Here is a 17,133-nt window from a genome sequence, read left to right on the forward strand (position 1 = left end):
GCCCGTGGACGGCGGTCGGCGTCACGACCAGAGCTCGAACGGCTCGTCGATCCGGTCGCCGGCCAGGAAGCGGGGAAGCAGGTCGGGGAGCCGCCCCGGGTAGAAGCGCGCGTCGCCGGCCGTCACCTCGGTCACCGGCCACCACCGGAAGCCGAAGTAGTCCTCCCGCTCGTACGCGAGCCGGTGCGTCTCGTCGACGTCCGGGCCCGGCACGCCGAGCCGCACCGGGACGACCACCTCGTCCTGCAGGTGCCGGCGGTGGCGGTGCAGGAAGCTGGCCCGCCGACGCCAGGTCGGCGCCCCGACCAGAGCGGGGTCGACCGCGATGCCGGTCTCCTCCCGCAGCTCCCGGACGGCGGTGTCGAGGTACGTCTCGCCGGGATCCATCCCACCGCCGGGCAGCTCCCACCACGTGCCGAGCCGCGGGTGCGCCGGGTCGCGGGTGTGGAACAGCAGCACCCGCCCGTCGACGTCGAGCACCACGAGGCGTACCGCGCGCCGCTCGACGACCGGGTAGTCATCCGGAAGCCCGTTCACGACACCCCTCCGGTCGGGGAGACGTGTATGGAGCTCGGGTGGACGACGACGGACATGGCGCCGATCCTGGCGGGTGCGGATGTGCGTGTCCACCCGGTTGCGCCGGCCTCCGTCGCGGGTCGGAACCGGCGGGGCGCTAGGCTGCCCGCCGTGGCAGGTCTTCTCCGGAGTGTGGCCGCGCGCCTCGGCACCGTCATCCCGTCCCCACGGCGACCGGGCCCCGCCCCGGCCCAGGTCGCGCGCCGGCGCCAGGTCGCCGCGCTGCAACGTCGCCAGCTCGCGTACGCGCCGGAACTCGACGGGCACGCCGACCCGGGCGAGGTCGTCTGGACCTGGGTGCCGTACGAGGACGACCCGCGCCAGGGCAAGGACCGTCCGGTGCTGGTGGTGGGCCGGCACAGCCGGACGCTGTTCGGGCTGATGCTCTCCAGCCAGGACGACCGGGACGGGCAGCGGCACTGGCTCGCCCTCGGGGAGGGTGGCTGGGACCGGTCCAGCCGTCCGAGCTGGGTGCGGCTGGACCGGGTGCTGACCATGCGCGAGGACAGCATCCGCCGCGAGGGGGCGGCCCTCGACCGGGAGCGCTTCGACCGGGTGGCCCGGGCGCTGCGCGCCGGCTACGGCTGGCGGTAGGGCGCCCGGCGTCCGGGACGCGGGTTCGCCTGGCTGCGGCGGCGTGAGGCGCGTCCGCGGCTCGGGCGGCCGTCGGGTCAGCGGTCGGCGGCGCCCGCGCTGTCGAGCTGGCGGCGCGGGCGGGAGGACCCCACACTCTTCGCCCGGTACATCGCCGCGTCGGCCTGGTCCAGCGCCTCGGTCAGCTGTCCGGCGCCGGTGACCGGCGCCAGGCCGACCGAGGCCGTCACCCGGATAGTCAGCCCGCGCAGGGGGATCGGCGCGGCGAGGATGTCGCGGAGTCGCCGGGTGGCGTGTTCGATCCACCGCCGGTCCAGGCCCGGCGTGGTCAGCAATCCGGCGAACTCGTCGCCGCCGAGCCGGGCGACCGGGTCGCCCCCCGCGAAGGCGGCGAACCGCTGGGCGACGCTGATCAGAACCTGGTCGCCGGCGGCGTGCCCGTACCGGTCGTTGATCTGCTTGAAGTCGTCGAGGTCGAGGACGACGGCGATCACGGGGCGCCCGGCCGCCCCGGTCAGCACCGCGGCGGCCAGCCGGTAGAAGGCGCGTCGGTTGGGGAGGCCGGTCAGCGGGTCGTGGCTGGCCGCGTGGCGCTCGGCGGCGAGTTCGGCCTGCAGGACGCTGACCTCGGCTTCGGCCCGGACCGCCCGACGGTGCAGCTGCCAGGACGAGACGAGTGCCCCTGCGGCGCAGATGCCGGACGCGATGGTCAGCGGATCCGGCACGAGCCCTCCCGTCACGCCGACGCCCCGACCCCGCCGGGGCGTCGCCGACACCCGTGTCTCCCCTGGCCCAGCCCAGGTTGAGATGACTGTGAGTGAGCGGATGGGCACCGCACACGTCGGTTATCATGCTCGCTGTCCAATGCAGATGCAATAGCAGATGCACGTGCAGGAAACCCCTCCCGTCGACCCGGCACCCCTCCACCGATCCCGGTCGTGGTCCCGGCGCGGGCGGGTGCGTGAAGAGAAAGACCCACATGCAGCAGCCACCGAACGGCGTTCCCACCAACCAGTTGCCGCCGTTGCGGTGGCAGAAGAGTCGGCGCAGCAACCCCAGCGGCAACTGCGTCGAGCTGGCCGAGCTGCCCGGCGGGGCGGGCATCGCGCTCCGTAACTCCCGGCACCCCGACGGGCCCGCCCTCATCTACACCGTGGACGAGATCGCGGCCTTCCTGCTCGGCGCCCGCGACGGCGACTTCGACCACCTGATCGACTGACCCGCCGTCCCCTCTCCGGGGCCGATTCACCTCGCCGAAGGCGTTCACCTCACTGACCGTCCATGCCATGCTTACACGTCGGTCGGGTTCGGCTTCCCGCCCGGCGTCATCTGGCGTGCGGAGGGTCGGCAGTGGCGATGGTTCCCGCCGAGGGCGGTCCGGCGACCGGCCCGACCGTCCTGCGCATGCTGCTCGGCGCGCAGTTGCGCCGGCTGCGCGAGTCCAGCGGCGTGACCCGCGAGAGCGCCGGCTGGGAGATCCGCGCGTCGGAGTCGAAGATCAGCCGGATGGAGCTGGGGCGGGTCGGTTTCAAGGAGCGCGACGTCGCTGACCTGCTCACCCTCTACGGGGTCACCGAGCCGCAGGAGCGGGAGGCGATGCTCAAGCTCGCCCGGGACGCGAACAGCCCCGGCTGGTGGCACCGGTACGGCGACGTGCTGCCGTCGTGGTTCCAGGCGTACCTGGGGTTGGAGGCCGCGGCGTCCCTGATCCGCACATACGAGGTGCAGTTCGTCCCCGGCCTGTTGCAGACGCCGGCGTACGCGCGGGCCGTGGTGCTCCTCGGCCATGGCCGGGCGACGCCGGCGGAGGTCGACCGGCGCGTCGCCCTGCGCATGCAGCGCCAGCGGCTGCTGAGTCGGGAGAAGCCGCCCCAGCTGTGGGCCGTCGTGGACGAGGCGGCGTTGCGCCGGCCGATCGGTGGCCCGGAGGTGATGCGCGACCAGGTGGCGGCACTGGTCGAGGCGACCAAGGCGCCGAACGTGCGGCTCCAGATCATCCCGTTCGCCGCGGGCGGGCACGCCGCCGCCGGTGGCGCGTTCACGATCCTGCGGTTCGGTGAGGCCGACCTGCCGGACATCGTCTACATCGAACAACTCACCAGCGCGCTCTACCTGGACAAGCGCGACGATCTCGAGAACTACGCGGCGGCGATGGAACGGCTCATTGCGGAGGCGGAGCCGCCGGAGCGCACGCCGGAGATCCTCGGCCGCATCCTGGACGACCTGCACGGGCGGTGACTTCAGGGCCAGGCGCGCGCTGCCGTGGCGCGCCGGTGCACCCCGCATCCCCATTGACCGACGCCGACAACTCCGGCTAGTCTCTGGATCGATTCAGACTGGATCGATCCAGAGGTGACCGGTGAAGCCGACTCTGCAAGCCGTGGCCGACGCGGTGGGGGTGTCCCGCAGCACGGTCTCCAACGCGTACTGCCGGCCCGACCAGCTCTCCTCCGCGTTGCGGGAGCGGATCCTGGCCACCGCCCGGCAGATGGGCTACCCGGGGCCCAACCCCACCGCCCGCTCGCTTCGACGGGGGTACGTGGGCGCGATCGGCGTGCTGTTCACCTCCCGGCTGTCGTACGCGTTCACCGACCCGTTCGCCGTCCGCTTCCTCGCCGGTCTCGCCGAGGCCGCCGAGCAGGGCGGCACCAGCCTGCTGCTCGTACCACTGCCCGACGACGCGGCCGGCGCGCGGGTAGCGGTGGAGAACGCCGCCGTGGACGGGTTCTGCGTCTACTGCGCCGGCCACGAGGGCTGGGCCCTCGACGCGATCCGGTCCCGCGGCGTGCCGTATGTGACCACCGCGCCCCCCGACACCGCCGGCCCCGACGACCGCTACGTCGGGATCGACGAGCGCGCCGCCGCCCGGGAGATCGGCCGGCACGTGGCCCGCCTCGGCCACCGGCGGGTGGCCCTGCTCGGCGACTCGGTGCTGCCCGGTACGCCGGCCGGGCCGCTGCGGCTCGCCGCTGTGTCCGAGGTCCCGCATCCGACGACACGCGGACGGCTCGCCGGCTTCGCCGACGCCTTCGCCGAGGTGGGTGTGGCCTGGCCGGAGCTGACCGTGCTCACCGCCCCCGCCAACGACCGCGCCGCCGCCGCGGCCGCCGTCGCCGCCCTGCGTACCGCCGACCGGCCGCCCACGGCCGTGCTCGCCTGCTCCGACGTGCTCGCCCTCGGCGCACGCGACGCGCTGGCCGGCGGCCCGCCGGTGTCGGTCACCGGGTTCGACGACGTCCCCGAGGCGGCCGCCGCCGGCCTGACCACCGTGCGGCAGCCCGCCGAGGAGAAGGGCCGCATCGCCGCCCGCCTGCTGCTCGACCCGCCCGCGGACCCCGGTGCGCGGCAGGTCCTGCTGCCCACCACACTCGTCGTCCGGTCGTCCACCGGACCCGTCCCGAGGAGCTGACCCATGGACCAGCCCACCGGTTTCGTCCTCGCCGTCGACGCGGTGACGCGGCACGTCACCTCCGCCCGACCGGACGCGCCGATCCGCCCCGAGCCGCCGCGTACCCCACGGCTCGCCGCCACCCGACGGGCCGCCGCAGCCACCCTGCGCCGGCTCGCCGACCGCATCCAGCCCGCCCCGGTGCCCGCTCCGCCCCGCTGCTCCTGACCCGGGGTTTTGCGGCCACCGGGAGTTGGTGCTTCGGGCATGATCCGGTCACGACGGCCGGTACCGGGCGTAGTCGGTGGTCGTACCCACCGTCGAGCAGGCAGACTGGAGGCCTATGTCGCCGTTCACGCCCAGCCTCCGGCTGCACGATCGGTACGTCCTGCGCGAGCGCATCGGCCGCGGCGGGATGTCCGAGGTGTGGCGCGCCGACGACGAGGTGCTGCACCGGCCCGTCGCGGTCAAGGCCCTCGCCGGCGAGCTGGCCGCCGATCCGCAGCTGCGGGCCACCATCCAACGCGAGGCCCGCGCGGCCGCCCGGCTGAGCCACCCGCACGTGACCCAGGTGTACGACTACGGCGAGGCGACCCTCGCCGGTGGCGCCGTCGTGCCGTACCTGGTCATGGAGCTGGTCGAGGGGCACAACCTCGCCGACCGGCTGGCCGCCGGCCCGCTGCCCTGGCCCGAGGCCGTCCGGATGGCCGCCCAGGTGGCCGGGGCGCTCGCCGACGCCCACCGCATCGGCGTCGTGCACCGCGACATCAAACCCGGCAACGTCATGCTGACCGCCACCGGCGCGAAGGTGCTCGACTTCGGCATCGCCGCACTGGCCGGCCCCGACCATCCCCTGGCCGGGCAGACCGGCGAGCTGCTGATGGGCACGCCCGCGTACTTCGCCCCGGAGCGGATGCGGCCCGGCCGGCCGGACCCGGCCAGCGATGTGTACGCCCTCGGCGCGCTGCTCTACCGCACGCTCACCGGCCGGGCGCCACTGCCGGTGGACAGCTGGGAGGACGCGGTGGACGTGCACGCCCGTGGCGTCGCCGTGCCACCGCCGGCCGTCCCCGGGCTGCCGGCCGACCTTGCGCAGCTCACGCTGGCCTGCCTCGCCGCCGACCCGGCCCGCCGGCCCACCGCCGCGCAGCTCGCCGCCCACCTCCGTGCGACGCGGCCCGCCAGCTCGCCCGCGAACCCGCCCACCGCGATCCTGCCGGCCGTGGCCGCGCCGGCGCCCGCCCACGCGCCGACGCTGATCGACCGCCGCCCGGCGACCCCCGACGGCGCCGGGCCACGACCGCCCGTCCCGACCCGGGCGCCCGCACGGCGGTCGGACCGGCCGCTCGGCGCCCTGGTCGCCGCCGGTCTCGCCCTGGTCGTCGCGACCGTCGCCGCGCTGGTCCTCGGTGACCGGGGCGAGACCGCCCCGACCGCTGGACCGTCGGCGCCGGTCGAGGCCCCGAGCAGCTCAGCGGCGCCGAAACCCAGCACGGGCGCCCCGCCGACCACCGCCCGACCGGAGCCGGTCGGCCTGCGGGAGGTGGCCGCCGAGTTCGCCGCGATACTCGCGCTGGCGGTCGCCCAGGGTGACGTCGACCGCAAGACCGCCGAGCAGTTGGGCAAGGATCTGGTCGAGCTGAGCCGCCGACCGAGGGACCGGGCCGAGCGGGTCGAGGAGCTGCGCGAGCGCCTCGACAAGGCGGTCGAGGACGGCAAACTCGACCCCACAGTGGCGTCCCAGCTCGACGCTCTGCTCGACGGCACCGGCACCGGCAGCGGCCGGGGCGACGGCTGACCGCCGCACCGGTCACACCTCGCGCCCGGCCAGGGTGAGGGCACGGATCAACTCCGCCGCCGCGAGCCGGCCGTCGCCCGGCGGGCCCAGGGTGCGGCGCAAATCGACCGCCTGGCCCAGCAGCGCAAGCGGACCGGTCCGGGCCACGTACGCCACCAGCAACTCCCGGGCCGGTCGGCACAGCGGTGCGCCGCTGTCCGCGGCCACCTCACCGACGATCACCGCGGACATCGCCACGTCCAGGCCGGGCCGGCCCTCGCTCGCGTTGCGCCAGTCGATCACCACGGGACCCGAGTGGGCCAAGACGACGTTCTCCGGATGCAGGTCGAGGTGCAGGATCCGGTCACCAGGGGCGGCCGCCCGGCGCGCCGGCAGCGCGTGCAACCGGCCGAGCAGGTCGAGCAGGATCCGGGCGGCGGACCGGGCATCCGTCCGGCCGGCGACGCCGGCCTGAGCCAGGGTGGGCCCGACCAGCCGGTCCAGCACCAGATCGGGGCCGGCGGCGTGGTGCACGCGCGGAACCGGGTACCCGAGCCGGTGCAGGTAGGTCATCACCGCCGCCTCCGCGCGGACGTCCCCGCCCGAGCGATAGCGGCGCAGCACGCGGTCGCCGTCGAGGGCGTACACATCGGCGTCCCGCCCCGAGGCGAGCGGTTGGCACCCCGACGACAGCGGTCCGTCGTAGCCGGAGTCGGACCGCCGGCTCACCCCAGGGCCGTCCGGGCGATGTCACCGGTCGCCGCGCCGGCCCGCACCAGCACGGTGCCGTCCGGGGACCAGATCGCCGAGCGGCCGGCCGCCTCGGTGTAGCCCTCGCCGGACGAGCCGGCGAAGCTCGCCACGGCGACGTGGATACGGTGCGCCGTGGCGATCCGGTGGGCCCGCTCGTCGGTCACCGCTGCGTCCCGGGCGGCCTCGAGGACGGACGCCACGTACACCTCGATCCCGGCCTCGGCGGTGCGCCGGGCTTGCTCCGCGACCCCGGTGTCCTTGCAGATCGCCAGGCCCAGCCGCCACCCGTCCGCCTCGACCACCGCCGGTCCATCGCCCGGGGAGAAACGGTGCGGCTCCATCCCGCCCAGGCACATCTTCCGGTACGCCACCCGCGCCCCACCGCCGTCGACGGCCAGCGTCGCGATGTGGTCCCCGGCGACCGGCGCGCCGGCCAGGGCCAGCGCCCCCGTCGCGGCACACGCCTCGACCAGTGGCGCCAGCACCGGGTCGGCGGGGTCGAGGACAGGCGCGTCCAGGTGGTAGCCGGTCAGGGACAACTCCGGGAAGACCACGACCCGGGCCTCCGCCGCGCGGACCGCGTCGGCGTGCCGGGCCGCGTTGACGGCGACGTCGTACGGCTCGCAGGCCGGCTGGGCGACGGCGATGCGCAGGGGCGTACCCATGGCTGCTCCTCTCCCGGAATCCCGCAGCATAGTGCGGGCTGCCCCAACGGCGGGGCCGCCCGCTCGGCCGGCTCTCAGGATGGGTTCGTAGCGTGTAGCTCATGTCTGGAACCGCGCACGCCCTGCTCGCCACCGGCACCGCCACCGGGGAGGCCGCACCACCCCAGGACGGCCTGGTCGGGTTCGTCACCGACCTGGTGGAGAAGCTCGGCGGACCCGGTGCGGGCCTGGCCGTGGCGCTGGAGAACCTCTTCCCGCCGATCCCCAGCGAGGTGATCCTGCCGCTGGCCGGGTTCGTCGCCGGGCAGGGTCGGATGAGCCTGGTCAGCGCGATCTTCTGGACCACCCTCGGGTCGCTGCTCGGTGCCCTGGCGTTGTACTACGTCGGGGCGGCGCTCGGGCGGGAGCGGATGCGGGCCATCGCCGCCCGGCTGCCGCTGGTGAAGCTGAGCGACGTGGACCGCACCGAGGAGTGGTTCCTCCGGCACGGCGTCAAGGCGGTGTTCTTCGGGCGGATGATCCCGATCTTCCGCAGCATGATCTCCATCCCGGCCGGCGTGGAACGGATGCCGGTGCTGACCTTCGTCCTCTACACCACGCTGGGCAGCCTGATCTGGAACACCACGTTCGTCATGGCCGGCTACCTGCTCGGCGACAACTGGCACCTCGTCGAGGGGTACGCGGGCATCCTCCAGAACGTCGTCATCGTCGCCTGCGCGGTGGGGCTCGTCTGGTTCGTCGTCACGCGGGTGCGCCGGTCACGTTCGGCCGGGGGAGTGCTGCCGAACGGACCGGAGGAGGAGTTTCCGTCGTCTGTCCCGCCCGCCGACGGCGTGCCCGACCCGCACGGCCCGGGCACCCTGTACCGGAGCGCGTGGTCCCAGAGTCGCGAGGTCGGCTAGATCCTTGGGTTTGAACGTTGATCGTGTAATCCGCACATGCTTGGCTTCGGCGGTCGCCGCCAGACGACCGCCGCGTGCTGCTGCCCGGAGAGCGCCCTGATCCAGCGCGCTTCTGCGCCGAAGGGGCAAGGGGTTACGGAAGTCCGGCAGGGCGGCGCCGAACCGCCAGATAATGCGGGAGTTAGCCTGCGGTTTATCCCCCAAGGGGCGGCCGGCGGGCTGATCGAATGCGGTCGGGAGGGAGCAGCCGTCGGATGAGCACGATGCATGCCGTGAGAGCTCACACCAGGGGCGGGCCGGAGCAACTCGTGTACGAGGAGGCGCCGCGGCCCGAGCCGGGGCCTGGTGAGGTGTTGGTGGCCGTAAAGGCCGCTTCCATGACACCCCATGAGCTCACCTGGCCGGCAACCTGGACGCACAGCTTTGACGGGACAGGACCCGAGCGCACCCCGATCATCCCGTCGCACGAGTTCTCCGGAGTCGTCGCGGCGTCCGGGCCGGGGGTGGAGAGGCCCGCTGAGGGGGAGGCCGTCTACGGCTTGATCCCTTTCACCCGCGATGGCGCGGCGGCCGAGTACGTCGCCCTGCCCGCGGCCGTCCTGGCGGCCAAACCCGCCACCGTTGACCACGACCACGCCGCGGCGCTCCCCTTGGCTGCGTTGAGTGCCTGGCAGGCCCTGGTGGATCACGCTGACCTGCAGGCCGGCCAGCACGTGCTGGTGCAGGGCGGCGCCGGCGGCGTGGGGATCTTCGTGGTGCAGCTCGCGGCCGGTCTCGGTGCTCGTGTGAGCGCCACGGCGGCGGCGGCCGACGTGGAATTCGTGAAGGGTCTGGGTGCCGAGCAGGTCATCGACTATGCGCACGACCGCTTCGAGGATCACGTTCGCGACGTGGATGTGGTCGTTGATCTTGTCGGAGGAGCCACGCAGTCGCGGTCCTGGTCGGTCCTGAAACCGGGCGGTGTCCTGGTCAGCCTCGTCACCCCACCCGACCAGCAGGAAGCAGCCCGGCATGGCGTTCGTGGGGTGTTCTTCGTCGTCGAGCCCAACCAGAACGCGTTGCGTTCCATCGCCGAGTTCGTCGATAACGGCCGGTTGAGGCCGGTGCTGGACCGCGTGCTGCACCTCACTGAGACGCGCTCCGGTTACGAGGCGCTCGAGACGGCCAAGCGCCGCGGCAAGATCGTCATCCACGTCGCCGACTAGTGCCTCGTCATGCAGCCTTGATCGGGTAGTCCGGGTGCCGGATCTTGGAGTTGATCGCAAATCCGGATTTCGGTCGGGCGCGCTGGTTGCGCCATCGGATGTACGCGCCGATCGCGGCATCCTGCTCGGCGTGGGTGCGGTGGTCGGTGCCGTTGAGGGCGAAGTACCTGACCACTGCGAACTCGGCCTCGATCCAGTTGAGCCAAGACGCGTAGGTCGGTAGGAACACCAGGTCGACCTGGTTGGCGGCGCACCAGGCGCAGGGATCAAGCCTGACCGCCCGGAGCCGGGCACGGCGGGCCCCACCCCACTACCGCAACCCTGCACGAACCCCACACGCAAGGACGAACCCGAGCCACATCACCGCGCCCGAGCCCACCACCGCACTCGGGACCAGGCGGTCAGCGGAGCCGGCGGAGCCAGCGGCGCTGCCAGGGTGTCTCCACGGCCCGGGGTCGGTAGTGGGTGCGTACCCAGGGCACGGCCTCTTGGGACGGTAGCCCGTCGAGGATCGCCAGCGCCGCCAGAGCGGTGCCGGTACGGCCGGTGCCACCCCGGCACGCCACCTCGACCCGCTCGCCGTCGTGCGCGCGGCGCAGCGCCTCCCGGAGAGCGTCGAGCGCGTCGGCCCGGTCGACCGGCACCCAGAAGTCCGGCCAACGGATCCGCCGGTGGAGCCAGGCCGGCGCCGGTCCGGGGGCCAGCAGCAGTGCGAAGTCGGCTGGCGTGGCCGGATCGGCGAGGCGACGCCCGCGTACGGCGACTCCGCTCGGCAGGACGACCACGCCCGGCTGCCCCGTCCAATCGTCACGCTCACCCACGGCCGCCATCCTGCCGGTCCACGCCACCCGCGTGCCAACACCACCGCCGAACCGCGCGTAGCCCCGGGGCCTGTGGTCCTCGTCATGCGGATGGTTCACGCGCCCGGGACGGGGTTCCTATAGTTGACTCGCCGGTATGCGTTAGTGTGCAGCCGTGAACTTGAAAGAGTGGGCGAAGCGGGAAGGGGTCCACCCGGTAACGGCGTATCGCTGGTTCCGGGAGGGCAAGCTGCCTGTGCCCGCTCGCCGGGTCGGCGGTCTGATCCTGGTGGAGCAGCCCGCCGTCCCGGCCCGGGCCGAGACCGTGGTGGTATACGCCCGGGTCTCCTCGGCCGACCAACGCGCTGACCTGGACCGGCAGGTCGCCCGGGTCACCGCGTGGGCCACCGGGCAGAACCTTGCGGTGGCGCGGGTGGTCACCGAGGTCGGCTCGACGCTCAACGGCGGCGGTGAGAAGTTTCTCGCGCTGCTGCGCGACCCGGCCGTGACCACGATCGTGGTGGAGCACCGGGACCGGTTCGCCCGCTTCGGCGCCGAGTACGTCGAGGCCGCGCTGACCGCCCAGGGCCGTCGGCTGCTCGTGGTCGACCCGGCCGAGGTGGACGACGATCTGGTCCGCGACGTGACCGAGATCCTGACTTCGCTGTGCGCCCGGTTGTATGGCCGCCGGGTGGCGGCGGACCGGGCCGAGCGAGCCGTGGCCGCCGCCACCTCGGGTGATGCCGAGTGAAGCGGTACCAGGCCCCGGCGGGCTGGACCGTGCAGGCGTACAAGTTCGCCCTGGACCCAGCCTGCGAGCAGAGCCTGCGTCGGCACGCCGGGGCGGCCCGGTTCGCGTTCAACCACATGCTCGGCCGGCTCAGCGCGGTCAAGGCCCAGCGTCTGGCGGAGGTGTCCTACGGGGTCGCTGAGGCGGACCTGACGCCGTGGCAGGGCTGGTCGCTGCCGGACCTGCGGCGCACCTGGAACCACATCAAGCAGTGGGTGGCGCCGTGGTGGCAGGAATGCTCCAAAGAGGCGTTCAACACCGGCCTGGACGCGCTCGCCCGGGCGCTGGCCAACTGGGCGGCGTCACGCAGCGGCAAGCGTAAGGGCCGTCAGATGGGCTGGCCCCGGTTCAAAGGCAAGGGCGCGGCCCGGTCCGTGCGGTTCACCACCGGGGCGATCCGGGTGGACGCCGACCGGCGGCACGTGGTGCTGCCCCGGCTGGGCCGGATCCGGACTCACGAGTCGACCCGCAAGCTGGCCCGCCGGGTCGAGGCGGGCACCGCGAAGATTCTGTCCGCGACTGTCACCGACACCGCCGGGCGCTGGTTCTGCTCGTTCCAGGTCGCGGTCAAGCGGACCATCGAACGCCCGGCGCACGCCCCCCGGCTGGGCCGGGTCATCGGGGTTGACGCCGGGATCAAGCACCTCGCGGTGCTGTCCACCGGCGAGATGATCGACAACCCGGCCCCCGTTCAAGGCGGCCCTGAAGCGGTTCGGCAAGGCCCAGCGCCGGGCCAGCCGCCGGATCGGGCCGTACGACCCGGCCACCCACCGCAAGCGCACCCCGTCGAACCGGTGGAAACGCGCCCAGACGCAGGTGGCCCGACTGCACGCCACCGTGGCCGCGGTCCGCGCCGACGCCTGGCACCAGCTCACCACCCGGCTGGCCCAGCAGTACGACACCGTTGCGGTGGAGGACCTGCACGTGGCCGGCTTGAAACGCAACCGCAGGCTGGCCCTGGCGTTGTCCGACGCCGCCCCGGCCACCCTGCGGCGGCAGTTGCAGTACAAGACCGGCTGGTACGGCAGCGTCCTGCACGTCGCCGACCGGTGGTACCCCAGCTCGAAGACCTGCTCGCGATGCCAGACGGTGAAACCCAAGCTGTCGCTGTCCGAGCGCACCTTCCACTGCGACGCCTGCGGCCTGTCCCTAGACCGGGACGTCAACGCCGCACGCAACCTTGCCGCCCTCGTGCGGCACGTCGACCTGGAGTCGCCGGGCGACGTCAAAACAGGACGTGGAGCCTGTGTAAGACCCGTAAGCCCCGCACCCGCGGGCCGGGCAACGGGCGTCGAAGCGTCAAGGCCGCTTGCGGCCAACGCCGCCCGGCAACGGACGGCTGCCAATCACGAGCTATCTAACGCTCAGTGAAAGGTAACGGTATCGGGTGCACCTCGCCGAGATCCGAGGCAGGTAGCGCGCCATGGCTCCACCCCGTTCCACCGCCCCTCGTCGGGGCGCCCACCGCGCCGCCGCACGTCCCGTATCGCTGGTGGTGCGGGGCGTGGCGGTGCTGGCGGTCCTCGTCGTGCTCACCACGCTCTTCCTGGACGTGCTGTTGATCGCGGTCGGGCTGCTCACTCCGGCCGTCGCGGCCGTCGTCCGGTTCCGGGGCTGGCTGGCGCGGCTCGCGCCGGGCCGGGCGGGTGGCCGGACGCGTGCGGCGTCCGACCACCGCGGTCATCGGGCGACGTACTCGCGCAGGTGGCGGGCGGTGAGCGTGTCCCCGCGGTCGACCAACTCGGCGGGCGTACCCGTGAAGACGATCTGCCCGCCGTCGTGGCCCGCGCCCGGTCCGAGGTCGATCAGCCAGTCGGCGTACGCCATCACCGCCTGGTGGTGCTCGATGACGATGACCGTGTTGCCGGCGTCGACGAGGCGGTCGAGCAGGGCGAGCAGCTGGTCCACGTCGGCCAGGTGCAGGCCGGTGGTCGGTTCGTCGAGGACGTACGTGCTGGTCTTCTCGGCCATGTGGATGGCCAGCTTGAGTCGCTGCCGTTCGCCGCCGGAGAGGGTGGTGAGCGGCTGGCCCAGCGTGACGTAGCTCAGCCCGACGTCGGCGAGCCGGTCGAGGATGACCCGGGCCGCGCCGCTCGGGAAGAACTTCCGCGCCTCGCTGACCGGCATCGCGAGGACCTCGCTGATGTTCTTCCCGCGCAGCCGGTAGGTGAGCACCTCGTCGGTGAACCGGCGGCCCTCGCACTGCTCGCAGACCGAGGCGACACCGGCCATCATGGCCAGGTCGGTGTAGACGAGGCCGATGCCCTTGCAGGTCGGACAGGCGCCTTCGGAGTTGGCGCTGAACAGCGCGGCCTTCACGCGGTTCGCCTTCGCGAAGGCGGTGCGCACCGGGTCGAGCAGCCCGGTGTACGTGGCGGGGTTGCTGCGCCGCGAGCCCCGGATGGGGGACTGGTCGACGATGACCACGCCGTCGCGGCGGTGCAGAGAGCCGTGGATAAGCGAACTCTTGCCGGAGCCGGCCACCCCGGTCACCACCGTCAGCACGCCGAGTGGGATGTCGACGCTCACGTCGCGCAGGTTGTGGAGGTCGGCGTTGCGGATCGCCAGCTGCCCGGTGGGCGTACGGACCTGCTCGCGCAGCCGGACCCGGTGGTCGAGGTGCCGGCCGGTGAGGGTGTCGGAGCGGCGCAGGCCGGCGACGTCGCCGGTGTAGCAGATCCGGCCGCCGGCCGTACCGGCGCCGGGCCCGAGGTCGACGACGTGGTCGGCGATCGCGATGGTCTCCGGCTTGTGCTCGACCACCAGCACCGTGTTGCCCTTGTCGCGCAGCCGCCGCAGCAGGTCGTTCATGCGGGCGATGTCGTGCGGGTGCAGGCCGATGGTGGGCTCGTCGAAGACGTACGTGACGTCGGAGAGCGGGGAGCCGAGGTGCCGGACCATCTTCACCCGCTGCGCCTCGCCGCCGGAGAGGGTGGCCGACTCGCGGTCCAGGCTCAGGTAGCCGAGACCGATCTCGACGAGGGAGTCGAGCAGGTGGCGCAGGTCGCCGACGAGCGGGGCCACCGCCGGGTCGTCGATGCCCTGGACGAACTCGGCCAGGTCGCTGATCTGCATGGCCGCGCACTCGGCGATGTTGCGCCCGGCGATCCGGGAGGAGAGCGCGGCGGCGTTCAGCCGGGTGCCCCCGCAGGCGGCGCAGGTGGTGAACGTGACCGCCCGGTCGACGAACGCCCGGATGTGGGGCTGCATCGACTCGCGGTCCTTGGCGAGGTAGAGCCGGCGCACCTTGACGATGAGGCCCTCGTACGTCCAGTTGTTGCTGCCCATCCTGATTTTGGTGGCCGGCTTGTGGAGGAGGTCCTCCCACTGCTGCGGCGTGTAGTCCTGCAGCTTGGTGTCCGGGTCGAACAGGCCCGAGCCGACGATCGTCTGCCAGTACCAGGTGTCGACGCCGAAGTTCGGCACGCTGATCGCGCCGTCGTTGAGCGACTTCTCCACGTCGACCAGCTCGTTGACGTCGAGGTCGGAGACCCGGCCCAGCCCTTCACAGGTCGGGCACATGCCCTCGGCCAGGTTGAAGCTGAACGCGCCCGCCCCGCCCACGTGCGGCTGGCCGAGCCGGCTGAAGACGATGCGCAGCATCGCGTACGCGTCGGTGGCGGTGCCCACGGTCGACCGCGAGTTGACGCCCATCCGCTCCTGGTCGACGACGATGGCCGGGGTGAGGTTGCGTAGGGAGTCCACGTCCGGCCGGGACAGGCTCGGCATGAACGACTGGAGGAACGCGCTGTAGGTCTCGTTGATCAGCCGCTGCGACTCGGCGGCGATGGTGCCGAAGACGAGGGAGGACTTGCCGGAACCGGAAACCCCGGTGAAGACGGTCAGCCGGCGTTTCGGGATGTCGACCGAGACGGAGGCGAGGTTGTTCTCGCGCGCTCCGCGTACCTCGATCATGTCGTGGCTGTCGGCGGCGGACCGATCTGGCTGCTGCATGCGAACCCTTCACGTGGATCGTGGGCAGGGCGAAGCCCCGCCGGGTGTGCGTCTTCTGGCCTGGCCGCCTTCAATCGTCTCATTGACTCACGTGTAGAGACTTTTCCCGCGTTGGCCAGCACACCACCGCCGGAGAACACCGGGAAAGTCTCAAACGACGTGTAAGCGGTAAGGTCGGCGTCGTGGGCACAGCGCGTCGGCTCCGGGCCGTGGATCTCGCTTCGACCGCAGGCATCTCCACCCAGCAGGTGCGCAACTACGTCGCCGACCGGGTTCTCCCGCCGGTCGAGCGCACCCCGTCCGGCTACCGGATCTTCACCGAGGCGCACGTGCACGCGCTCACCGTGGCGCGGCGGATGGCTGAGGGGCACGGCTGGGCGCGTACGCGGGAGGTCATGGCCGCGGTCCACCGGGGTGACCTGCCGGCGGCGCTGGCGGCGCTCGACGGGGGCCACGCCGAGCTGGACCGGGAGCGGGCCGAGATCCGGCGGGTGCTCGGCGCGTTCGAGACGGTGGTGTCCGCTCCGGCCGTCGCGGCACCGCGCGGCGGCGTGCGGATCGGCGAGGTGGCGCGGCTGGTCGGCGTCCGCACCTCGCAGCTGCGGCTGTGGGAGGAGCGCGGCCTGCTCCGCCCGGTGCGCGACCGGGCCACCGGCTACCGGGTGTACGACGCGGCCGAGCTGCGCGCCGCGCAGGTGGTCGCGCTGCTACGGCGGGGGGCGTACCCGTTCGACATCATCACCGCGGTGCTGGACGAGCTGCGCACCACCGGCAGCGCCGCCCGCGTGCACGCCGAGCTGGCGCGGCGCGAGCAGGACCTGCACCGCCGGAGCCTGCGGCGGTTGCGGGCGACCGCGGCGCTGCACGACTACCTGCGTGAGCGCGGTGAGGCCGGCCCGGTCTGACGGGCGTTCGGGCGGGTGCCGAAGTCACCGCCCGGCCGGGCCGCGCCCGACGCAGGCCCTAGCGCAGCACGAGCAGGTCCAGGTGGTCGACGACCGGCCCGGGGGTGTGCGGCGCGGCGGCGGCCAACCGGGCCATACCGGCCTCGTACGCGTCGTCGCTGATCAGCCGCAGCGGGGTGTGCGCCCGCCGGTCGAGCCGTTGCGCGAAGTCGGCGAGCGATGCGGCCGTGGTCTGGGCTACCGCCTCCACGCTGCTGACCGGGAAGCCGGCCGCGGCGAACGCGGCGCGGACGCGGGCAAGGTCGGGGTACGTCTCCAGCACCTGCACCGCCTCCGGGAACCAGCGGAACACGGCGATCCGCTGGTGCCGCCCGGGGAAGGGGGAGCGGATCAGCACCGGCGCACCGGGGCGCAGGACCCGCCGCAGCTCGTGGGCCGCCGCGTCCAGGTCGGGAACGTGGTGAAGCATCGTGGACAGCCAGGCGGCGTCCACGCTGGAGTCGCGCAGCGGCAGCGCGCCGGCGTCCCCGGCGACCAGCGGCCGGTGGTCCGCGTACGCGCGCATCGCCGACGCGGGCTCCACGCCCACCACCTGGACGCCGAACCAGCCGGTGAAGGCACGTGCCCAGGCGCCGGTGCCGCAGCCCAGGTCGAGCAGCGTCGTGGTGGCCCGGGGGCGTAGGTGCTGCTGCACGGCGTGGCGCCAGCGGTCGAGGCTGGCCGGGGGCAGCTCGCGGGTGGCCGCGAAGGCCGCCGCCTCGGCGTCGTCGAAGGAGACCAGAGCCACGTGCATCACCTCGCAGCGTCGCCGGGGGGTCCGGGCG

19 protein-coding genes and 1 pseudogene are annotated in these 17,133 nt (G+C 73.3%); 12 read left to right on the forward strand and 8 right to left on the reverse strand.

Annotation, left to right across the window (positions count from 1 at the left end; translation table 11 throughout):
* Nucleotides 1–21: 21 nt before the first annotated feature.
* Nucleotides 22–537: an NUDIX hydrolase gene (locus ACTMS0_RS21235; RefSeq protein ID WP_441156984.1), complete on the reverse strand. Its 516-nt coding sequence runs from the start codon at nt 535–537 to the stop codon at nt 22–24.
* A 150-nt stretch (nt 538–687) separates the two neighbouring features.
* Between ACTMS0_RS21235 and ACTMS0_RS21240 the strand changes: the two genes are divergently transcribed.
* Nucleotides 688–1,170, forward strand: coding sequence for a type II toxin-antitoxin system PemK/MazF family toxin (locus ACTMS0_RS21240; RefSeq protein WP_441156985.1), 483 nt, complete (start codon nt 688–690; stop codon nt 1,168–1,170).
* Between the two features lie 77 nt (nt 1,171–1,247).
* Here ACTMS0_RS21240 and ACTMS0_RS21245 read toward each other — a convergent pair whose 3' ends face one another.
* On the reverse strand, nt 1,248–1,895 hold the full coding sequence (locus ACTMS0_RS21245) for a GGDEF domain-containing protein (RefSeq protein WP_441156986.1): 648 nt from the start codon (nt 1,893–1,895) through the stop codon (nt 1,248–1,250).
* 254 nt (nt 1,896–2,149) lie between these two features.
* On the opposite strand from ACTMS0_RS21245, the gene ACTMS0_RS21250 reads away from it, so the two are divergent.
* The 5 genes from ACTMS0_RS21250 (at nt 2,150) to ACTMS0_RS21270 (ending at nt 6,356) form a co-directional block, all read left to right on the forward strand.
* The gene (locus tag ACTMS0_RS21250) at nt 2,150–2,389 is read left to right on the forward strand and encodes a DUF397 domain-containing protein (RefSeq protein WP_441156987.1); all 240 of its coding nucleotides are present in this window, start codon (nt 2,150–2,152) and stop codon (nt 2,387–2,389) included.
* Between the two features lie 131 nt (nt 2,390–2,520).
* Nucleotides 2,521–3,408 carry a helix-turn-helix domain-containing protein gene (locus tag ACTMS0_RS21255; protein ID WP_441156988.1) on the forward strand — a complete coding sequence of 296 codons (888 nt, stop codon included), beginning with the start codon at nt 2,521–2,523 and terminating at the stop codon, nt 3,406–3,408.
* Nucleotides 3,409–3,529: 121 nt separating this feature from the next.
* The gene (locus tag ACTMS0_RS21260; RefSeq protein ID WP_441156989.1) at nt 3,530–4,579 is read left to right on the forward strand and encodes a LacI family DNA-binding transcriptional regulator; all 1,050 of its coding nucleotides are present in this window, start codon (nt 3,530–3,532) and stop codon (nt 4,577–4,579) included.
* A 3-nt stretch (nt 4,580–4,582) separates the two neighbouring features.
* Complete coding sequence (locus tag ACTMS0_RS21265; protein ID WP_441156990.1) at nt 4,583–4,786, forward strand: hypothetical protein; 204 nt, start codon at nt 4,583–4,585, stop codon at nt 4,784–4,786.
* Nucleotides 4,787–4,901: 115 nt separating this feature from the next.
* A complete protein-coding gene (locus ACTMS0_RS21270) occupies nt 4,902–6,356 on the forward strand; it encodes a protein kinase domain-containing protein (RefSeq protein ID WP_441156991.1) in 1,455 nt (484 codons plus the stop codon).
* 12 nt (nt 6,357–6,368) lie between these two features.
* Here the strand turns inward: ACTMS0_RS21270 and ACTMS0_RS21275 are convergent, their stop codons facing one another.
* Together ACTMS0_RS21275 and ACTMS0_RS21280 are read right to left on the reverse strand one after the other, a co-directional pair.
* On the reverse strand, nt 6,369–7,064 hold the full coding sequence (locus ACTMS0_RS21275; RefSeq protein WP_441156992.1) for a phosphotransferase: 696 nt from the start codon (nt 7,062–7,064) through the stop codon (nt 6,369–6,371).
* On the reverse strand, nt 7,061–7,753 hold the full coding sequence (locus ACTMS0_RS21280) for a carbon-nitrogen hydrolase family protein (RefSeq protein ID WP_441156993.1): 693 nt from the start codon (nt 7,751–7,753) through the stop codon (nt 7,061–7,063). The genes ACTMS0_RS21275 and ACTMS0_RS21280 overlap by 4 nt, the downstream gene beginning before the upstream one ends.
* A 101-nt stretch (nt 7,754–7,854) precedes the next feature.
* On the opposite strand from ACTMS0_RS21280, the gene ACTMS0_RS21285 reads away from it, so the two are divergent.
* Nucleotides 7,855–8,655, forward strand: coding sequence for a DedA family protein (locus ACTMS0_RS21285; protein WP_441156994.1), 801 nt, complete (start codon nt 7,855–7,857; stop codon nt 8,653–8,655).
* A gap of 254 nt (nt 8,656–8,909) precedes the next feature.
* A complete protein-coding gene (locus ACTMS0_RS21290; protein WP_441156995.1) occupies nt 8,910–9,860 on the forward strand; it encodes an NADP-dependent oxidoreductase in 951 nt (316 codons plus the stop codon).
* A 7-nt stretch (nt 9,861–9,867) separates the two neighbouring features.
* Here ACTMS0_RS21290 and ACTMS0_RS21295 read toward each other — a convergent pair whose 3' ends face one another.
* Both ACTMS0_RS21295 and ACTMS0_RS21300 read right to left on the reverse strand, forming a co-directional pair.
* Nucleotides 9,868–10,089, reverse strand: a complete 222-nt coding sequence (locus ACTMS0_RS21295) for a transposase (protein ID WP_441156996.1) — start codon at nt 10,087–10,089, stop codon at nt 9,868–9,870.
* Between the two features lie 172 nt (nt 10,090–10,261).
* The gene (locus ACTMS0_RS21300; RefSeq protein ID WP_441156997.1) at nt 10,262–10,681 is read right to left on the reverse strand and encodes a protein-tyrosine phosphatase family protein; all 420 of its coding nucleotides are present in this window, start codon (nt 10,679–10,681) and stop codon (nt 10,262–10,264) included.
* 154 nt (nt 10,682–10,835) lie between these two features.
* On the opposite strand from ACTMS0_RS21300, the gene ACTMS0_RS21305 reads away from it, so the two are divergent.
* The 3 genes and pseudogenes from ACTMS0_RS21305 to ACTMS0_RS21315 all read left to right on the forward strand — a co-directional run bounded on the left by ACTMS0_RS21305 (nt 10,836) and on the right by ACTMS0_RS21315 (nt 12,821).
* On the forward strand, nt 10,836–11,411 hold the full coding sequence (locus ACTMS0_RS21305) for an IS607 family transposase (protein ID WP_441156998.1): 576 nt from the start codon (nt 10,836–10,838) through the stop codon (nt 11,409–11,411).
* Nucleotides 11,412–11,440: 29 nt separating this feature from the next.
* Nucleotides 11,441–11,527, forward strand: a pseudogene (locus tag ACTMS0_RS21310) (helix-turn-helix domain-containing protein); the annotation flags it as partial.
* A gap of 625 nt (nt 11,528–12,152) precedes the next feature.
* Nucleotides 12,153–12,821 carry an RNA-guided endonuclease TnpB family protein gene (locus ACTMS0_RS21315; RefSeq protein ID WP_441157056.1) on the forward strand — a complete coding sequence of 223 codons (669 nt, stop codon included), beginning with the start codon at nt 12,153–12,155 and terminating at the stop codon, nt 12,819–12,821.
* 309 nt (nt 12,822–13,130) lie between these two features.
* On the opposite strand, the gene ACTMS0_RS21320 is transcribed toward ACTMS0_RS21315, so the two are convergent.
* Nucleotides 13,131–15,404, reverse strand: coding sequence for an ATP-binding cassette domain-containing protein (locus ACTMS0_RS21320; protein WP_441156999.1), 2,274 nt, complete (start codon nt 15,402–15,404; stop codon nt 13,131–13,133).
* A gap of 182 nt (nt 15,405–15,586) precedes the next feature.
* Between ACTMS0_RS21320 and ACTMS0_RS21325 the strand changes: the two genes are divergently transcribed.
* A complete protein-coding gene (locus ACTMS0_RS21325; RefSeq protein ID WP_441157000.1) occupies nt 15,587–16,309 on the forward strand; it encodes a MerR family transcriptional regulator in 723 nt (240 codons plus the stop codon).
* A 58-nt stretch (nt 16,310–16,367) separates the two neighbouring features.
* Here ACTMS0_RS21325 and ACTMS0_RS21330 read toward each other — a convergent pair whose 3' ends face one another.
* A complete protein-coding gene (locus ACTMS0_RS21330; protein ID WP_441157001.1) occupies nt 16,368–17,096 on the reverse strand; it encodes a class I SAM-dependent methyltransferase in 729 nt (242 codons plus the stop codon).
* Nucleotides 17,097–17,133 lie beyond the last annotated feature (37 nt).

Source organism: Micromonospora sp. H33 (assembly GCF_052068455.1).
Classification (GTDB): Bacteria; Actinomycetota; Actinomycetes; order Mycobacteriales; family Micromonosporaceae; genus Micromonospora.